At 61.3% G+C, this 16,729-nt stretch carries 16 protein-coding genes; 4 read left to right on the forward strand and 12 right to left on the reverse strand.

The features are described 5' to 3' along the window. Window positions 1-14: 14 nt before the first annotated feature. On the forward strand, window positions 15-2,717 hold the full coding sequence (locus tag ACYCFC_RS11570) for a [protein-PII] uridylyltransferase (RefSeq protein WP_459651690.1): 2,703 nt from the start codon (window positions 15-17) through the stop codon (window positions 2,715-2,717). A gap of 24 nt (window positions 2,718-2,741) precedes the next feature. Here ACYCFC_RS11570 and ACYCFC_RS11575 read toward each other — a convergent pair whose 3' ends face one another. From ACYCFC_RS11575 to ACYCFC_RS11605, 7 genes are all read right to left on the reverse strand, one after another. Then, window positions 2,742-3,071, reverse strand: coding sequence for a Na+/H+ antiporter subunit G (locus ACYCFC_RS11575; RefSeq protein ID WP_459651691.1), 330 nt, complete (start codon window positions 3,069-3,071; stop codon window positions 2,742-2,744). Window positions 3,072-3,080: 9 nt separating this feature from the next. After that, window positions 3,081-3,350 (reverse strand): K+/H+ antiporter subunit F, encoded by a 270-nt coding sequence (locus tag ACYCFC_RS11580; protein WP_181083547.1) that lies wholly within the window; start codon window positions 3,348-3,350, stop codon window positions 3,081-3,083. Next, on the reverse strand, window positions 3,344-3,838 hold the full coding sequence (locus ACYCFC_RS11585; RefSeq protein ID WP_459651692.1) for a Na+/H+ antiporter subunit E: 495 nt from the start codon (window positions 3,836-3,838) through the stop codon (window positions 3,344-3,346). Before ACYCFC_RS11585 ends, ACYCFC_RS11580 begins: the two co-directional genes overlap by 7 nt. Next, window positions 3,835-5,343 (reverse strand): monovalent cation/H+ antiporter subunit D, encoded by a 1,509-nt coding sequence (locus ACYCFC_RS11590; RefSeq protein WP_181083551.1) that lies wholly within the window; start codon window positions 5,341-5,343, stop codon window positions 3,835-3,837. Before ACYCFC_RS11590 ends, ACYCFC_RS11585 begins: the two co-directional genes overlap by 4 nt. Continuing rightward, entirely contained in the window at window positions 5,340-5,669 is a 330-nt protein-coding gene (locus tag ACYCFC_RS11595; RefSeq protein WP_181083553.1) for a Na+/H+ antiporter subunit C, read from the reverse strand. The genes ACYCFC_RS11590 and ACYCFC_RS11595 overlap by 4 nt, the downstream gene beginning before the upstream one ends. Next, a complete protein-coding gene (locus ACYCFC_RS11600) occupies window positions 5,669-8,461 on the reverse strand; it encodes a monovalent cation/H+ antiporter subunit A (RefSeq protein ID WP_181083556.1) in 2,793 nt (930 codons plus the stop codon). Before ACYCFC_RS11600 ends, ACYCFC_RS11595 begins: the two co-directional genes overlap by 1 nt. A 238-nt stretch (window positions 8,462-8,699) precedes the next feature. Continuing rightward, window positions 8,700-9,161, reverse strand: coding sequence for an outer membrane lipoprotein (locus tag ACYCFC_RS11605; protein ID WP_181083558.1), 462 nt, complete (start codon window positions 9,159-9,161; stop codon window positions 8,700-8,702). Between the two features lie 216 nt (window positions 9,162-9,377). Between ACYCFC_RS11605 and ACYCFC_RS11610 the strand changes: the two genes are divergently transcribed. Continuing rightward, on the forward strand, window positions 9,378-9,608 hold the full coding sequence (locus tag ACYCFC_RS11610) for a hypothetical protein (protein ID WP_181083560.1): 231 nt from the start codon (window positions 9,378-9,380) through the stop codon (window positions 9,606-9,608). Between the two features lie 47 nt (window positions 9,609-9,655). On the opposite strand, the gene pdxH is transcribed toward ACYCFC_RS11610, so the two are convergent. From pdxH to dinG, 4 genes are all read right to left on the reverse strand, one after another. Then, entirely contained in the window at window positions 9,656-10,303 is a 648-nt protein-coding gene (gene pdxH / locus ACYCFC_RS11615; RefSeq protein WP_459651693.1) for a pyridoxamine 5'-phosphate oxidase, read from the reverse strand. A gap of 117 nt (window positions 10,304-10,420) precedes the next feature. Further along, window positions 10,421-11,053: an OmpA family protein gene (locus ACYCFC_RS11620; RefSeq protein WP_181083564.1), complete on the reverse strand. Its 633-nt coding sequence runs from the start codon at window positions 11,051-11,053 to the stop codon at window positions 10,421-10,423. A 132-nt stretch (window positions 11,054-11,185) separates the two neighbouring features. Further along, window positions 11,186-12,334, reverse strand: a complete 1,149-nt coding sequence (locus ACYCFC_RS11625) for a serine hydrolase domain-containing protein (protein ID WP_459651694.1) — start codon at window positions 12,332-12,334, stop codon at window positions 11,186-11,188. Window positions 12,335-12,565: 231 nt separating this feature from the next. After that, window positions 12,566-14,710 (reverse strand): ATP-dependent DNA helicase DinG, encoded by a 2,145-nt coding sequence (gene dinG, locus ACYCFC_RS11630; protein ID WP_459653984.1) that lies wholly within the window; start codon window positions 14,708-14,710, stop codon window positions 12,566-12,568. A gap of 85 nt (window positions 14,711-14,795) precedes the next feature. Between dinG and ACYCFC_RS11635 the strand changes: the two genes are divergently transcribed. Beyond that, complete coding sequence (locus ACYCFC_RS11635; RefSeq protein WP_459651695.1) at window positions 14,796-15,260, forward strand: CopD family protein; 465 nt, start codon at window positions 14,796-14,798, stop codon at window positions 15,258-15,260. Window positions 15,261-15,321: 61 nt separating this feature from the next. On the opposite strand, the gene ACYCFC_RS11640 is transcribed toward ACYCFC_RS11635, so the two are convergent. After that, window positions 15,322-15,924: an OmpA family protein gene (locus ACYCFC_RS11640; protein WP_181083569.1), complete on the reverse strand. Its 603-nt coding sequence runs from the start codon at window positions 15,922-15,924 to the stop codon at window positions 15,322-15,324. Window positions 15,925-16,228: 304 nt separating this feature from the next. On the opposite strand from ACYCFC_RS11640, the gene ACYCFC_RS11645 reads away from it, so the two are divergent. Beyond that, window positions 16,229-16,714 carry a YchJ family protein gene (locus ACYCFC_RS11645; protein WP_459651696.1) on the forward strand — a complete coding sequence of 162 codons (486 nt, stop codon included), beginning with the start codon at window positions 16,229-16,231 and terminating at the stop codon, window positions 16,712-16,714. Window positions 16,715-16,729 lie beyond the last annotated feature (15 nt).

Genomic DNA, 16,729 nt, shown 5'->3' on the forward strand with positions numbered 1-16,729 from the left:
GATGGAGAACTGGCATGCCACAGGTTGATCCCGGACTCTTCGACCGCAGCCAGTTCCAGGCGGAGCTGGCGCTCAAGGCCAGCCCGATTCCCGCATTCAAGAAGGTCATCAGCAAGGCACGTCAGGTGCTGGACGCACGCTTTATCGCAGGTTGCGACATTCGCCGCCTGATCGTCGACCGCGCCTGGTTCGTCGATCAGATCCTGCGCGCCGCCTGGTCGCGCTTCGACTGGAACAAGGGGGCCGACATCGCCCTGGTGGCCGTGGGCGGCTACGGGCGCGGCGAGTTGCACCCCTATTCCGATATCGACCTGCTGATCCTGCTCGACGACAGCGATCAGGAACTGTTCCGCGACGCCATCGAAGGTTTTCTGACCCTGCTCTGGGACATCGGCCTGGAGGTCGGCCAGAGCGTGCGCTCGGTGGCCGAATGCGCCGAAGAGGCTCGCGCAGACCTCACCGTCATCACCAACCTGATGGAAAGCCGCACCATTGCCGGTCCCGAGCGCCTGAGGCAGAACATGCTGAAGGTCACCAGCCCGAGTGAAATGTGGCCAAGCAAGGAGTTCTTCCTCGCCAAGCGCAACGAGCAGCGCGCCCGCCATGCAAAATACAACAATACCGAATACAACCTGGAACCCAACGTCAAAGGCTCCCCGGGCGGATTGCGCGACATCCAGACGATCCTGTGGATCGCGCGGCGCCAGTTCGGCAGCCTGAACCTGAGCGCCATCGTCGACCAGGGCTTTCTCACCGAAGGAGAATATTCGCTGCTGGTGTCCAGCCAGGCCTTTATCTGGCGGGTCCGCTACGGGTTGCACATGCTCGCCGGGCGCGCCGAGGACCGCCTGCTGTTCGATCACCAGCGCAGCCTCGCCGCCCTGCTCGGCTATGAAGACAGCGATGCCAAGCTGGCCATCGAACGCTTCATGCAGAAGTACTACCGGGTGGTGATGAGCATTTCCGAACTCAGCGACCTGGTGGGCCAGCACTTCGCCGAAGTGATTCTCTGGGAAGGCGACAGTGGCGATGCCGTCCCGCTCAACAGTCGCTTTCTGGTGCGTGATCGTTACCTGGAAGTCGCCAGGGACTCGGTCTTCGTCCATCGCCCCTTTGCCCTGCTGGAAGTCTTCGTGCTGCTCGCACAGCACCCCGAGATCAAGGGCGTGCGCGCCGAGACCATCCGCCTGCTGCGCGATCACCGCCACCTGATCGACGACGAATTTCGCAGCGATATCCGCAACACCAGCCTGTTCATCGAACTGTTCAAATGCAAGGAAGGCATCCACCGCAACCTGCGGCGGATGAACCGCTACGGCATTCTCGGGCGCTATCTGCCGGAGTTCGGCCATATCGTCGGGCAGATGCAGCACGATCTTTTCCACATCTATACCGTCGACGCCCACACGCTCAACGTCATCAAGTACCTGCGCAAGCTGAGCAAGCCCGGCGTCGCCGAGAAATACCCGCTGGCCAGCAAACTGGTGGGGCTGCTGCCCAAGCCGGAACTCATCTACATCGCCGGTCTTTACCACGATATCGCCAAGGGCCGCGGCGGCGATCACTCCGAACTCGGGGCGGTCGATGCCCAGGCGTTCTGCGTGCGGCACAAGCTGCCGGCCTGGGACACGCGCCTGGTGGTCTGGCTGGTGGCCAATCACCTGATCATGTCCACCACGGCACAACGCAAGGATCTTTCCGATCCACAGGTGATCAACGATTTTGCCCAGATGGTCGGTGACGAGACGCATCTGGACTATCTCTACGTGCTCACCGTGGCGGACATCAACGCTACCAACCCGACGCTCTGGAACTCCTGGCGCGCCAGCCTGCTGCGCCAATTGCACAACGAGACCAGGCGAGCCCTGCGGCGCGGTCTGGAAAACCCGCTGGAGCGCGAGGAACAGATCCGCCAGACCCAGCGCGCCGCGCTCGACAGCCTGGTACGCAACGGCACCGACCCGGACGATGCCGAACAGCTCTGGGCGCAACTGGGCGATGACTATTTCATGCGTCACTCGCCGACCGATGTGGCCTGGCATACCGAAGCCATACTCCAGCATGGCGACAGCAGCGAGCCGCTGGTACTGATCAAGGAAACCACCCAGCGCGAGTTCGAGGGTGGCACCCAGATCTTCATCTACGCCGCCGACCAGCATGACTTCTTTGCCGTGACCGTGGCCGCCATGGATCAGCTCAACCTGAACATCCATGACGCCCGCATCATCACCTCAAGCAGCCAGTTCACCCTCGACACCTATATCGTATTGGACGTCAATGGCACGCCGATCGGCCACGACCCTGAACGCATCCGGGAGATTCGCCACGGGCTGATCGAGGCGCTGCGTAGACCGGAAGAGTACCTGACGATCATCAAGCGGCACGTGCCCCGGCAACTCAAGCACTTCGCCTTTCCGCCGCAGGTCACCATCCACAACGACACCCAGCGACCACAGACCATCATCGAGGTCATCGCGCCGGATCGCCCCGGCCTGCTGGCACGTATTGGCCAGCTGTTCCTGGACTTCGACCTGTCGGTGCAGAATGCCAAGATCGCCACCATGGGCGAGCGGGTGGAAGACGTGTTCTTCGTGACCAATGCCGACAATCAGCCACTGTCTGACCCGCAGTTGTGCCTCCAGCTGCAGGAGGCGCTGGTCAGGCAGCTATCACAGGAAAACGAGCATCAGGCATCGCCCAGCAGCATCGAAATCTGAACAGCCCACCTTGCCAAGCGCCGTTCAATCCCAAGGCCGGCCCTTGGTGCGCTCGACGCTGAACAGCTTCTGCTGCATGGCCGCCTTGGCCAGCATGTGAGCGCTGACCGGGGCGGTGATGAACAGGAACAGGGTTATCAGCAACTCGTGCAGGCTCAGGCCATCGTTTTGATAGCTGAAGAAAAGCATCGAGGCGACAAGTATCCCACCCACTCCGAGGGTGGTGGCCTTGGTCGGCCCATGCAGACGAGTATAGAAGTCGGGCAGGCGATACAGGCCTATCGCTCCGACCAGCGCAAAGATGCTTCCGACGATCAGGCAGACGCTGACCAGCAATTCAATCCAGAACGGCATGTGCTCTCCTCAATCGATGATGTCGCCGTGCAGCAAATGCTTGCCTACCGCAACGGTACTGACGAAGCCCATCACCGCAATCAGCAGCGCGGCCTCGAAGAACAGATCGGAAGCCAGCCAGATACCGAACAGCACGATCAGCGCCAGGCCATTGATATACAGCGTATCGAGCGCCAGCACCCGGTCTGGCATGTCCGGCCCCCTGACCAGGCGAATGAGATTGAGCAGCACCGCCACACCCAGCAGGCCCATACAGAAGAGAATCACGTAGGCTAGCATTCGAAAATCTCCAGCAGCGGCGCCTCATAGCGGCTCTTCACCTCGGCGACCACCGTCTCTATATCGGGTGCATCCAGCGCATGCAGAAGCAAGCTCCTGTGATCGGCACTGAGGCCAGCCGATACCGTACCGGGTGTCAGCGAGATGATGCTGGTCAGCGTCGCCAGTACGAATTCGTTTTCAATCAGCATCGGTACTTCGATGAACGCAGGCTGCAGTTTCTCCTTCGACCCGAGCACCAGCCTGGCCACATGAATGTTGGCGATCACGATGTCATAGAACACCATCAGCATGAACAGGCACAGCTTGAGCGGCTTGCGCACAGGCGGTACATCGATCAGGAAGCCTGCGACCAACAGCGGGATCACCCAGCCGAGGAACAACCCCAGTACGATATGACCGACCCCCAGGGTATTGTTCATCAGCAGCCAGAGTGCAGCCAACAGCAGCGTCAGCATGGGATTGGGCAGCAGACGGAACCTCTTCATGCACCACCTCCCTGAATGATCTGCAGATAAGGACCGAGGTCGAACAACTGTGCAGCCGTGGCCTGGACATACGCCTGCACCGGCTGTGCGGAAACGACCAGCAGCACGCTGCCCAGCAGCAAGCCAAGAGTCGCCAGCAAGCGCAGCGAATCGGACGGCGCCCCTACAACCTCTGCTACCGCATCGCTCGGTCGCCAGAAGATCGTGCTCCCAGCGCGGCTCAGGGTGATTACCATGCCCAGCCCGCCCACCAGCACCACGGGCCAGAGCGCCAGAGCGCCGTTACCGGGCGATACCGCCTGCAACAGCATCACCTTGCCCAGAAAGCCGGAAAAAGGTGGCAGTCCGGCAACCGAAATGGCACCAAAAAAGAACAGCGCCCCCAGCAGCAACGGCTGCCTCAGCGCTGGCGCCGATACCAGCTCTGAGCCCTTCTCACCCCGCTGACAGGCAATCAGATCCGCCAGCAGGAACAGCCCACCGGCGACCAGCGTACTGTGCAGCAGGTAGTAGAGCGCAGCGCTCAGACCCTGCTCGGTGCCCAGGGCAAACCCGGCCAGCAGGGTTCCCACCGAAACCACCACCAGATACGCCAACAGCATCTGCAGATTGCGCGCCGCGAGCGCGCCCAGCACGCCAGCGGCAAGGGTGAGCATCGCCAGCGGCCACAGCCAGTCGAGCACCATATTGTTCAGGATGCCTGCCTCGCTGCCGTAAACCAGCGTGAATACCCGGACAATCGCATACAGACCGAGCTTGGTCATGATCGCGAACAGCGCCGCAACCGGTGCCGTCGCCGCGGCATAGGCGCGCGGCAACCAGAAGTACAACGGCAGAATCGCACCTTTCAGCGCAAATACGATCAGCAGCAGATAGCCCGCCGCCGCCAGCAGGGGTGCATCGGCCGGATCGGTCGCGCCGACCCGGATGGCCAGATCGGCCATGTTCAAGGTTCCGGTGAGGCCGTACAGCATGCTGACCCCGATCAGGAACAACCCCGAACCCAGCAGGTTCAACACCACATAGTGAATACCGGCCTGCACGCGCTTCGCCCCGTTGCCATGCAGCAACAGCGCATAGGATGAAATCAGCAGGATCTCGAAGAACACGAACAGGTTGAACAGGTCACCAGTCAGGAAGGCGCCGTTGATGCCAGCCAGCTGAAACTGGAACAGCGCATGGAAATTCGGGCCTTTTTCATCGTCTCCACGCGAGGCGTAAAGAACCGCAAAGCCCGCCAGCACTGCCGTCACCAACAGCATCATCGCACTCAGGCGATCGAGCAGCAGCATGATGCCGAACGGTGGCAACCAATTGCCAAGCTGGTAGACGAACAGCGTTCCGCTATTGGCCTGCAGCAGCAGCCACAGGGCCAGCGGCACAAGCAACCAGGTCGCCAGCAAGGACAGCAGACGCTTGAAAGGCGTACCCATTCTATGGGTCAGCAACAGCAGACTGCCGACGAGCAACGGCAGCAGGATCGGAAGGATCAACACATGATTCATTCGCGCGGCTCCCGACCGTCCACATGATCGGTTTTCAGCTCACCCAGACCACGCAGAGACAGCACCACGACAAATGCAGTCATGGCAAAGCCGATGACGATGGCGGTCAGTACCAGCGCCTGCGGGAGCGGATCGCCATATTCCGCGCTTCTGCCGATGACAGCCGGCATGCCCGTGGTCAGCCGGCCCATGGAAAAAATGAACAGGTTCACAGCGTAGGATATGAGCGTCAGCCCCATCACCACCGGAAATATTCGCGCACGCAACAGCAGATAGACACCGCTGGCCATCATGATTCCCAGCGTTATCGCCAGTACAGCTTCCATCAGAGCACCTCCTTGCACGATTCATCCTGGCTGACGTGGCCGATATTGGACAGGATCAGCAGGGTTGCACCGACTACCGCCAGATATACGCCCAGGTCGAACAGCATGGCCGTAGCCAGCTCGAACTCACCAATGAATGGAAGATGGAAATGGTCGAAGGCTGAGGTCAGGAACGGATAACCGAACAGCCAGCTGCCCAACCCGGTCAGACCTGCGGTGAGAACACCGAGGCCGGCGATGCCGTGGTAGCTGAAGGGTTGGCGCTGCTGCGCCCAGGTCACGCCGTGGGAAATGTATTGCAGGATCAATGCGACCGCCGTAATCAGGCCTGCAATGAAACCGCCACCCGGCAGGTTGTGCCCACGCAGGAAAATGAACACGGAAATCAGCAAGGCCATCGGCAGCAACGCACGGGCCAGTGTGTCCAGGACCATCGGGTGGCTGTCGGTGCTCCACAGCCTACCGCCGTAGTCACGCAGCGGATGGGGCAGATGCAATCCATAGAGCAATCCATAGATGCCCACCGCAGCGATGGCCAGGACCGATATTTCGCCGAGCGTATCGAAGCCACGGAAGTCCACCAGAATCACGTTGACCACGTTGGTGCCGCCGCCCCCCGAAACGCTGTTCTCCAGAAAGAAGGATGCGATGCTCTCGTAAGGCCGCGTCAGTACCGCATACGTGAGCAAGGCGATCATGGTGCCGAAACTGCCGGCAAGGATCAGGTCACGGAAGCTGCGCAGGCTGCTCGACTCCGCCGGAGTTCGGTCAGGCATGAAGAACAGCGCCAGGATGAGCAGGATGATGGTCACCACCTCGACCGACAGTTGCGTCAAGGCGAGGTCTGGCGCCGAATAGCGAGCGAAGGCCAGCGCCACCATCAGCCCGACCACGCTCAGCACCATGAGCGCCACAAGTCGCCGACGGTGGAAAAGCACTGTCAGCAGCGATGCCAGACTGAGGATCGCCATTCCGCCGACAGTGATGATATCCAGAGGGGTGAGTGCAACCGGACCACTGAAAATCTTCAGCGGCGTCAGGGCATAGATCACCAACAGCAGCGAACTGAACAATACCAGCATCAGGTAGCGCTGCAATGAACCGTTCTCCAGGCGCTCGGTCACCCAGCGCGCGCCTGCGGTAAGGTCGCTGATCACACGCCTGAAAACCTCCAGCGAATCGACCCGGGGAAGCCCCTCGTACCAAAGGAATATCCACTTGCGCAGTCCATAGATGAGCACCCCACCGAGCAACGCGACAAAACTCATCAACAGCGGCAGGTTGAAGCCGTGCCAGATCGACAGGCTGTATTCGGGCACCGTGCCATTCAGGGTTCCGGCAACCGCAGTCGCCAGCAGAGGCGCCACGGTATAGGCCGGCAACATGCCGACCATCAGGCAGAGCAGCACCAGGATCTCCACCGGAATCTTCATGTAGCGCGCCGGCTCATGCGGTGGGTATTTGGGCAGGTCGATCGGCTCGCCATTGAAGAACACGTCATGCACGAAGCGAAGCGAATAGGCTACCGAGAAAGCGCCAGCCAGGGTCGCCAGCGCCGGGATGGTCCAGTAGAAGCTGCCCAGCAGATGCTGGTCGAGGGTCTCGGCGAAGAACATTTCCTTGCTCAGGAAGCCATTGAGCAGGGGCACGCCAGCCATCGCCAGCGAGGCGATCATCGCCAGTACTGCCGTGTGCGGCATGTATTTCAGCATGCCGTTGATACGCCGCATGTCGCGGGTTCCGGTCTCGTGATCGATGATCCCTGCGGCCATGAACAGCGAGGCCTTGAAGGTGGCGTGGTTGATGATGTGAAAAATCGCCGCCACCGCCGCCAGCCGCGAGTCGAGACCGAACAACAGGGTGATCAGCCCCAGATGGCTGATGGTCGAGTAGGCCAGCAGCCCCTTGAGATCGTGCTGAAACAGCGCCATCACGGCGCCGATCAGCAGCGTTGCCAGCCCGGTCATGCTGACCAGGTAGAACCACCACTCCGAATCCGACAGCGCCGGATACAAGCGCGCCAGCAGGAACACCCCGGCCTTGACCATGGTGGCCGAATGCAGAAAGGCCGAAACCGGCGTCGGCGCGGCCATCGCCTGCGGCAGCCAGAAATGGAACGGGAACTGTGCGGACTTGGTGAAAACCCCGAGCAGCACCAGAATCAGCGTCAACGGATACAAGGCATGCGCCCGAATCAGGTCGCCGGAGACCAGCACCGCACTCAATTCGTAGCTGCCAACGATATGACCGATCAGCAGGATGCCGGCCAGCAATGCCAGCCCGCCGCCCCCCGTCACCGCCAGCGCCATGCGAGCGCCCTGGCGCGCATCGGAGCGATGATTCCAGAAGCCGATCAGCAGAAAGGAAGAGAGGCTCGTCAGCTCCCAGAACATCAGCATCAGCAACAGGTTTTCGGACAGCACCACGCCAAGCATCGCGCCCATGAACAGCAGGAAAAAACTGTAAAAGCGCCCCATCGGCTCATGTTTCGACAGGTAGTAACGCGCATAGAGAATGACCAGCAAGCCAATGCCCAGAATCAACAGGGCAAACAGGAAGCCCAGCCCGTCGAGCCTCAGGCTCAGATTCAGACCGAGCTCCGATAGCCAGGGCAACATCTGCACTTCGACTTCGCCGTCGAACACCGCGGCACGTTTGGTCATGAGGAGAATCAGCGCCGCCAGTGGAGCCAGGCCTGCACCGAAAGCACAGGCGGACCGGCCAAGCCTTTCGAACAGCAACGGCAGGCAGATTCCGAGGAATGGCAGAGCGATTATCAGCGCAAGCGCCATGAGCAAAACCCCTTGAGCCGCGCAAGTGCGCAGCGGTTATATCCTTTGGTAGGCCAGCACTCAGCCCAAAGAGGCATGACGGCGTGCGACGATTATCCACACCGACTACCGTAACGTCATGGATTGATATATTTCTAAAAACGAAAGCGCGATCCGCTTGCGTGGATCGCACTTCTTCGCATGACGGGCTCAACCTAACAACTGGAGCGGTACAAAACCACCGCACCAGCCGAAAGTATCAGGGCGCTATACGACTGGTGCCATTGACGGTCATGACCCGCACCCGCTGGCCCACTCGAAATACCTGATTGGGCTCGACCTGCTGCACATAGGCACGCAGGCTGCCATCGTCCTCACGCAGCGTAATCTCGACGCCCTGGGTGCGCGTGATACCTTCTTCCGCTGCGGCACCCAGCATACCGCCAGCCACCGCGCCGATCACGGCGGCCACCGCACTGCCACGTCCACCACCGACACCACTGCCAGCTATGCCACCCACAACGGCGCCAGCGCCGCCGCCTATGGGCGTCTTGGTCCCTTCGATCTGGACCGGACGGAGCGACTCGATGGTTCCATAGCGAACGGTCTGCACCGTTCGCGCTTCATCGCGGGAATAGGAATCACCGGTCAGATTGGATGTACAACCGCCCACGGCCAGCGCCATGACGGTGAACGAAGCAACTAAGACAGGGTTGCGCATATGTACTCTCCTGAAACGATATTGACCCGGCGCTGGGTAGGCCTGTGGCGAAGAACCCCTTGGCAACAGACTCGTCCTGACTCAGCATGTTCAGGCTATCCTGGTCCTTCATCCCGGTCCGATGAAACATAACAGACCTTGGCAAGGCCCTACTGTACCCGAGGCTATAGCGCCCCGCACAGGCGAAAAGCCCTCTGCAACTCATGAGACTTCTCCATGGATTACTTCATCATAGCCGTCACCACCATTGCCGGTCTGGCATTTCATGCCTGGCTGTTCGTGCGTTTCAGACGCTGGGCCGACCGCGACCTGGCACTTTCCCTGGCAGGGAATGACCCGGATAGACGCACCTGGATATTGGAAAGACTGGCAGCCGCCAAAGCGGCGAAAGTCAAAAGAAAGGATTTGCAAAGCTGGCTGGAACGGGAGCTGGAAAATCACACCTGAACGAGCCGGCCAATGCTCCGGCGTTGCGCCGGAGCAGTCTTACCTGATCAGGGAGCGAGACGCTCACGCTGCCAATCACTGGCAACGAGCCGGTAATTGAGTCGATCATGCAACCGACTCGAACGCCCCTGCCAGAACTCCATCCGTTCCGGGAGCAACCGATAACCGCCCCAGTGCGGCGGACAATGCGGCTGTTTGTCGAGAAACCGCTGCTCGGCTTCGGCCAGCATCCGCTCCAGTTCGGCTCGATCACGGATCACCCGGCTTTGCGGCGAAGCCCAGGCACCCAGGCGACTGCCCAGCGGTCGTACCTGATAGTAGGCGTCCGAATCGGCAGCACTGACCTTCTCGACTCGCCCCTCGATGCGCACCTGCCGTTCAAGGCTAGGCCAGAAGAAGGTCATCGCTGCAAACGGGCAGACATCAAGCTGTTCGGCCTTGGCGCTTTCGTAGTTGCTGAAAAAGGTGAAGCCGCGTTCGTCCAGCGCCTTGAGCAGCAGCACGCGACAATGCGGACGACCCTGGGCATCGACCGTGGCCAGGGTCATGGCGTTCGGCTCGACCGGCAACTGCTCGGTCTGCACGGCATCGCTGAACCACTGACGGAACAGGCCGAAAGGCTCGTTCGGCGCATTGGCTTCACTGAGTCCATTACGCGTGTAGTCGCGGCGCATATCGGCCAAGGTCTGGGTCATCGCAGGCATTCCTGAAACAGTCGGAGTCGAAGCTTAGTCGGTTTGGCGCCATACTCCGCTTGACTCAGCGCAAAACAAACCCAAACAGTTACCTGCACAAGGCAGCAACGGCATGGGTTACTTGGCCTTGCTCACCTCGGCGGCTGCGACCTGAGTCTGCTCGGTCGGCGGCGTATTGTATTGACTGATCAGGGCGAGCAGCGTGGCTTGCGGTGCAAGCATCATCTCCACGCGACGATTCAACGCGCGACCTTCTTCATGCTCGTTCGACGCTCGCGGCATATCCGAGCCCATGCCCCGAATGCGCAACCGGTCATGCTTGAGCCCGCTGAGGCGGAAGATAGCCGCCACGGCACCCGCGCGCTGGCGACTGATGGTGCGATTGATTTCCAGCGAACCCGTGCTGTCCGCATGCCCCAGCACCACGACTGCAGTTTTCTCATCCCCTTCGACCATCTTCGCCACGCGGCTGATCGGCCCCAGCGTCACTGGCAGCAACATGCCAGGGCGATCCGGGTTGAAGCTGGCATCCACTGGTGCCGTGACCACCAGCATCCCTTCCTTGCGCCGCTCGACTTCGAAACGGCTTTCTTTCAGGGCATCGCGCAGGCGTGGCTCGTAGTCATCCAGCCAGGCATGATCGATCACCGGTTCCGGCAGCGCCGCCGCTTCGGTTGGCTTCTCGCTTTTGGAACTGCAGCCGGCAAGGATCATGAGCAGGATCAGGGAGGTGCTTTTCAGCAGGTTCATGTAGCGGATTCCATGAATGTGAATGTTGATGCGGCAGATAACGGGTGGGACAGCTTAAGCAAGGATTTGCTTCAGATTGTGGACGCAGGTCCTTGTTCTGAAAAGTCGTGTTGGCACAAACAGACGAGCGGCTCAGCCCAGACAAGCGTTCACCACCCGCGCCAGGCGCTGCGCTCGCGGGTCCATCAGCACATAAGGCCCCAAGGTATTGGTGACAAAACCGAATGCCAGTTCACGCTGCGGATCGGCGAAGCCAATGCAGCCGCCCGCGCCCGGATGGCCAAAGGCGCCCGGCCCCATGCCGAAGGTAGCATTGGCCACACCCGGCTGGTCCAGCCAGCAACCCAGAGCGAAGCGGGTGCGCGCCAGCAGGGTGCGATCTTCGCCGATACTGTGCTCGCGTGTCATTTCCGTAAGCGACATCGGATCAAGCAGGTCGCCGTTCAGCAGCCCCTGGTAAAAACCTGCCAGTGAGCGCGCATTGCCATGCCCGTTGGCCGCAGGCTGCGTCATGCGTCGCCATTCAGGCTTGTTGGCGCTGTTCATGACCGACGGCGGATTGGTGAAGGCCCGCCCCGTGAGCGACTGCGGATCGCCCATCATCGCCTTGAGCAGGCGCTGGCTGGCCTCATCGCCAAAGTCGTTCTTCTGCCGTGTCAGATAGGCGACACGATGGTCCTCGGCGGCATCGAGCCCGATATGCAGATCCAGATTCAGCGGACGGGCGATGCGCGCGACTATCGCCTCGCCCGGCTCACGGCCATCGGCGCGACGAATCAGCTCGCCCAGCAGCCAGCCATAGGTAATCGCGGCGTAGCCATGCCCTTCGCCCGGCGTCCACCATGGGCGCTCGGCGGCCAGCGCGGCAACCATGGTGTCCCAGTCGTACAGCGCCTCAGCGGGCAACGGCTGACGAATCGCCGGCAACCCGGCCTGATGGCTGAGCAAGTGGCGCAGGGTGATGTCCCGCTTGCCGTTTGCGGCAAATTCGGGCCACAACCGTGCAACCGGTGCATCGAGCTGGAGCTTGCCCTCCTCCACCAACTGCATCGCCGCCACGGCGGTGAGGGTCTTGGTGCAGGAAAACAGATTGACCAGGGTGTCACTTTGCCAGACCTGCTCGCCGGCATTGTCGGCGCTGCCGGCCCAGAGATCGACCAGGGTTTCACCACCAATCATCACGCAAACCGCCGCGCCACGCTGGCCGGTCTGTTCGAATAATTCCTCAAAACAGTCCCTGACCGCCTCGAAACGCAAATCGAAATAGCCCTGAATCTGCATGTGTTCGCTTCTCCGATAATATTCAGCGGGCCTGCGAGCAAGCCTTTGAAAACGTAGCCGAGGCAGGCAAGACAAGGCCAAAACAGGCGAGGACGCGGAGTTTAGTGGTCTAAATGAGCAGTACTCACTTCGTTCGCCCTTCGGGCCGCGCTGAAGCGCGCTAGCCGCAAGCGGCTTGCCGAACCTGTTTTTAACGCAGTCTTGCCAACGCAGGTAGTTTTCAAATGCTTGCTAGCCGATTTCCCGGCGAAACGGCGGCAGCGCATTGAGAATCGCCTTGCCATAACGCTGGGTCACCACCCGCCGGTCGAGCAGGGTTATGGTGCCGCGATCCTCTTCGCTACGCAGCAACCGACCACAGGCCTGCACCAGGCGCAGGGAGGCATCCGGCACTGCGATCTCCATGAACGGATTGCCGCCGCGCGCCTCGATCCACTCCGCCAGCGCCGCCTCGACCGGGTCGTCGGGCACCGCAAAGGGGATTTTGGCAATCACCACATGCTCGCAGTAAGCGCCGGGCAGATCGACCCCCTCGGAAAAGCTGGCCAGCCCGAAGAGCACACTGTCCTGGCCCTCGTCCACACGCGCCTTGTGCTTGTTGAGGGTTTCCTGCTTGGACAGGTTGCCCTGGATAAGCACCCGCTTGCGCCAGTCGCGCTCCAGGCCATCGAATACATCCTGCATCTGCTTGCGCGACGAAAACAGCACAAGGGTGCCGCGTGAACCTTCCACCAGTTGCGGCAGTTCGCGCACGATGGCCGCGGTATGCGCCGTGGCGTCACGCGGATCGGCATTCAGATCAGGGACCCGCAGCACGCCGGCATCGGCATGCTGGAAGGGGCTCGGCACCACGGCGGTCACCGCGCAGCGCGGCAGGCCGGCGCGCATGCGATAACGGTCGAAACTGTTCAGCGCGGTGAGCGTCGCGGAAGTCACCAGCGCGCCGTAGCAGACGTTCCACAGATTGCGCCGCAGGGTTTCAGCCGCGAGGATCGGGCTGGCATTGACCTCGATATCGAACAGCGCGCCGCCCTCGGCCAGCGTCAGCCAGCGGGCCATCGGCGGACTGTCTTCGGGATCGTCGACGGTGAATGCGGTCCACAGCTCCCAGTTGCCCTGGGCACGTGTCAGCAGGCTGCCGAACAGCGGATACCACTCCTCGGCCTGATGACTGGCAATGCCGACCCCGGACTCGCCATCCATCGCTTCCTTGAGCAGCTCGGCCAGGCGCGTGAACAGATCGGTCAGTTTGGAAAAACCCTTCTTCAGCTCGACGCCCATTTCAAGCAGATGCTCGGGCACCACGCCGCCAACGAAACGGTGCCTGGGCCGCTCTCGGCCCTCCATGTCCTCGCCGGCCTTGAAATCGGCCAGTTGTTCACAGGCGCTGAACATGAACTGCTGCTGGCCGCGCAGATCGCGGGCGATTTCCGGCACCGCCTCGATCAATCGCCCCAAATCGCCTGGCAAGGGATGCTGGGCCAGCAGTTTGGTCAGATTCTTTTCGACCTGCCCAAGCCAGTCTGCCGTGGAGCGCAGGCGGGTGAAATGAGCGAAATGACCGATGGCCTTGTCCGGCAGATGGTGGCCTTCGTCGAACACATAAAGCGTGTCACGCGGATCGGGCAGCACCGCGCCGCCGCCCAGCGCCAGGTCGGCCAGCACCATGTCGTGGTTGGTGACGATCACATCGACCTTGGTCATGCCTTCGCGGGCCTTGTAGAAGGCGCACTGCTGGAAATTCGGGCAGTGGCGACCCGTGCACTGGCTGTGATCGGTGGTCAGCCGCGCCCAGTCGGGGTCGGCCAGTTCTTCCGGCCAGCTGTCGCGGTCACCATCCCAGCGATTGCCGGCGAGCTTCTCGATCATGTTGCCGAAGAGCTTCTGGCTGCGCTCGTCCACATCGATGCGAAAGCCCTCCTCCTCGAACAGCTGAGCGGTGGCGCTTTGCGCCTGGCCTTCCTGCAATAGCAGATCGAGCTTGGACAGGCACAGATAGCGTCCTCGCCCCTTGGCCAGTGCGAAGGAAAAGCTCAGGCCACTGTTGCGCATCAGATCCGGTAGATCCTTGTGCACGATCTGCTCCTGCAAGGCGACCGTGGCGGTGGCGATGACCAGCCGCTTGCCAGCCGCCTTGGCCGCAGGAATCGCCGCCAGGCTGTAGGCGACCGTCTTGCCGGTCCCGGTGCCGGCCTCGACCGCGACGACTGCAGGTTCGCCATCACGACGGCCTTCGTCGTCAGCCTTGATCGCGCCCAGCACTTTCGCCACCTCGGCAATCATCAGGCGCTGGCCATAACGAGGCTTCAGATTTTTGGCCTCGAGAAAGCGGGAGTAGGCGCCCTGGATCTGGGTCTTGAGTTCAGTGCTGAGCATGGGCGTGGGGGCTGTATATATTTTCAGTACTTCGAAGGGATGGCTATGATAGCGCGCGTTTTCCCAACTGCCACCGGAGATTTCCATGACCCCTTTCGCCCTGCTCTATTCGCTGCATGTACTGGCCGCCGTGATCTGGGTAGGCGGCATGTTCTTCGCCTGGATGGTGCTGCGCCCTGCCGCCGTGTCCGAACTGCAGCCGCCCGAACGCCTGAAACTCTGGGCCGAGGTGTTTCGCCGTTTCTTCCAGTGGGTCTGGGCCGCGGTGCTGCTGTTGCCGATCAGCGGTATCGGCCTCTGGCACATGCGTTTCGACAGCCTGGTCGCGGCGCCTCGCTATGTGCATGTCATGGCGGGCCTGTTCCTGGTCATGCTGGCGCTGTTCCTGCGCATCCAGATGCTGCAGCTTCCCCAACTCAAGCGCGCAATTGCCGCGCAGAACTGGCCTGAAGGTGGTGCAACCCTGGGGCGCATTCGCCGGCTGGTGGGCATCAACCTGTTGCTGGGGCTGGGCGTGGTGGCGCTGGCCAGTGCTCGTCCGCTGTTCTAACAGTTTTTTCACGCATGAAAAAGCCGGGCGAGGTGCCCGGCTTCGTGGTTTCACCAGTCCGTCAAGGACGCGCTTCTACCTCGGCTTCCACGCGGCGGTTGATGGCGCGGCCTTCCGCGGTCGAGTTGTCGGCAACCGGGCGGGATTCACCATAGCCGACTGCGTCGACACGGCTGGCATCGAGGCCGTGCTGATTGACCAGCACATCGCGCACGGCATTGGCCCGACGCTCGGATAGGCGCTGGTTGTAGGCGTCAGTGCCTACCGAGTCGGTGTGGCCTTCAACGACGGTGGAGGTCTGGCCGTACTGCTTCATGAAGTCCGCCAGATCCTGGATGTCGCTCATGCTGTCCTGCTTGACCACGGCGCGATCGAAATCGAATTTGACGTCAAGTTCGACACGCACAGGCTCGGCCATCGGCTCGGGTTCCGGCTCGGCAACCGGGGTGGGTTCGACCGTCTCGACCAGCGCGACGGTCTGCTCCTCGGTGCCGTTGGCCCAGCAATAAGCCGCGCCTACGCCTGCACCAATCAACGCCCCGTAACCGGTGTAGGTACTGCTTTCTATCGCGCCCAGGGCCGCCCCCGTCACGCCGCCGACCGCAGCGCAGGTGGGCCAATCCTGTTTTTGTACTCCTGCACAACCGGCCAGAAAGGTGGTCATTACAATCACGGGTACTGCTGTCCGTAAGCTACTCATCGGTAAAGCCTCCTGGTTTGAAATCGGCTAGAGCGCATGCAGCAAGCACAAGCGGCTCCAGTTAGAACGAGACTAGGCCGGCAAGCGCCGCCGCGCTAGTCTTTAAGCCCATAGAGGCTGCAAAAAGACGCGCAGGCCGCAACAACGAACGAACAGGCCCTGCTCACTGCATGTGTGACCCGCCTGGGCGCTAGCAGGTTCCGAATCGTTGACGTGCAAACCGGGTCTGATCCACAGCTGCCGAAACAAGACTGATAGTGAGTGAACGATGAACATTGAGAATCCCGGCAATGCCAGTTGCCCCTGCGGCAGCGGCGACATACTCGATGCCTGCTGCGGGCGCTATCACGCCGGAGCACCGGCACCCAGCGCGGAATTGCTGATGCGCTCGCGTTACAGCGCCTATGTACTGGGTCTGATCGATTACCTGCAGGCTACCACCCTGCCTGCCCAGCAAGCATCGCTGGACCTGCAGTCAATGCGAGACTGGAGCGCCGCCAGCACCTGGCTGGGGCTGGAGGTGGAGCATAGCCAGGTGCTCGGCGGCCAGCCGGAACATGCTCTGGTGACCTTCACCGCCCGCTGGCACGACCAGACGGGAGAGCACGCCCAGCACGAGCGCTCGGCTTTTGTGCAACATGGCGGCCAGTGGTATTTCATCGATCCGACCGTTGCGCTGAAAGCAGGCCGGAACGATCCCTGCCCATGCGGCAGCGAGCAGAAGTTCAAGAAATGTTGCGCGGCCTATCTATGAAAAAGGCTGGCAGAC

The sequence above is a fragment of the Stutzerimonas sp. NM35 genome (genome assembly GCF_054604355.1).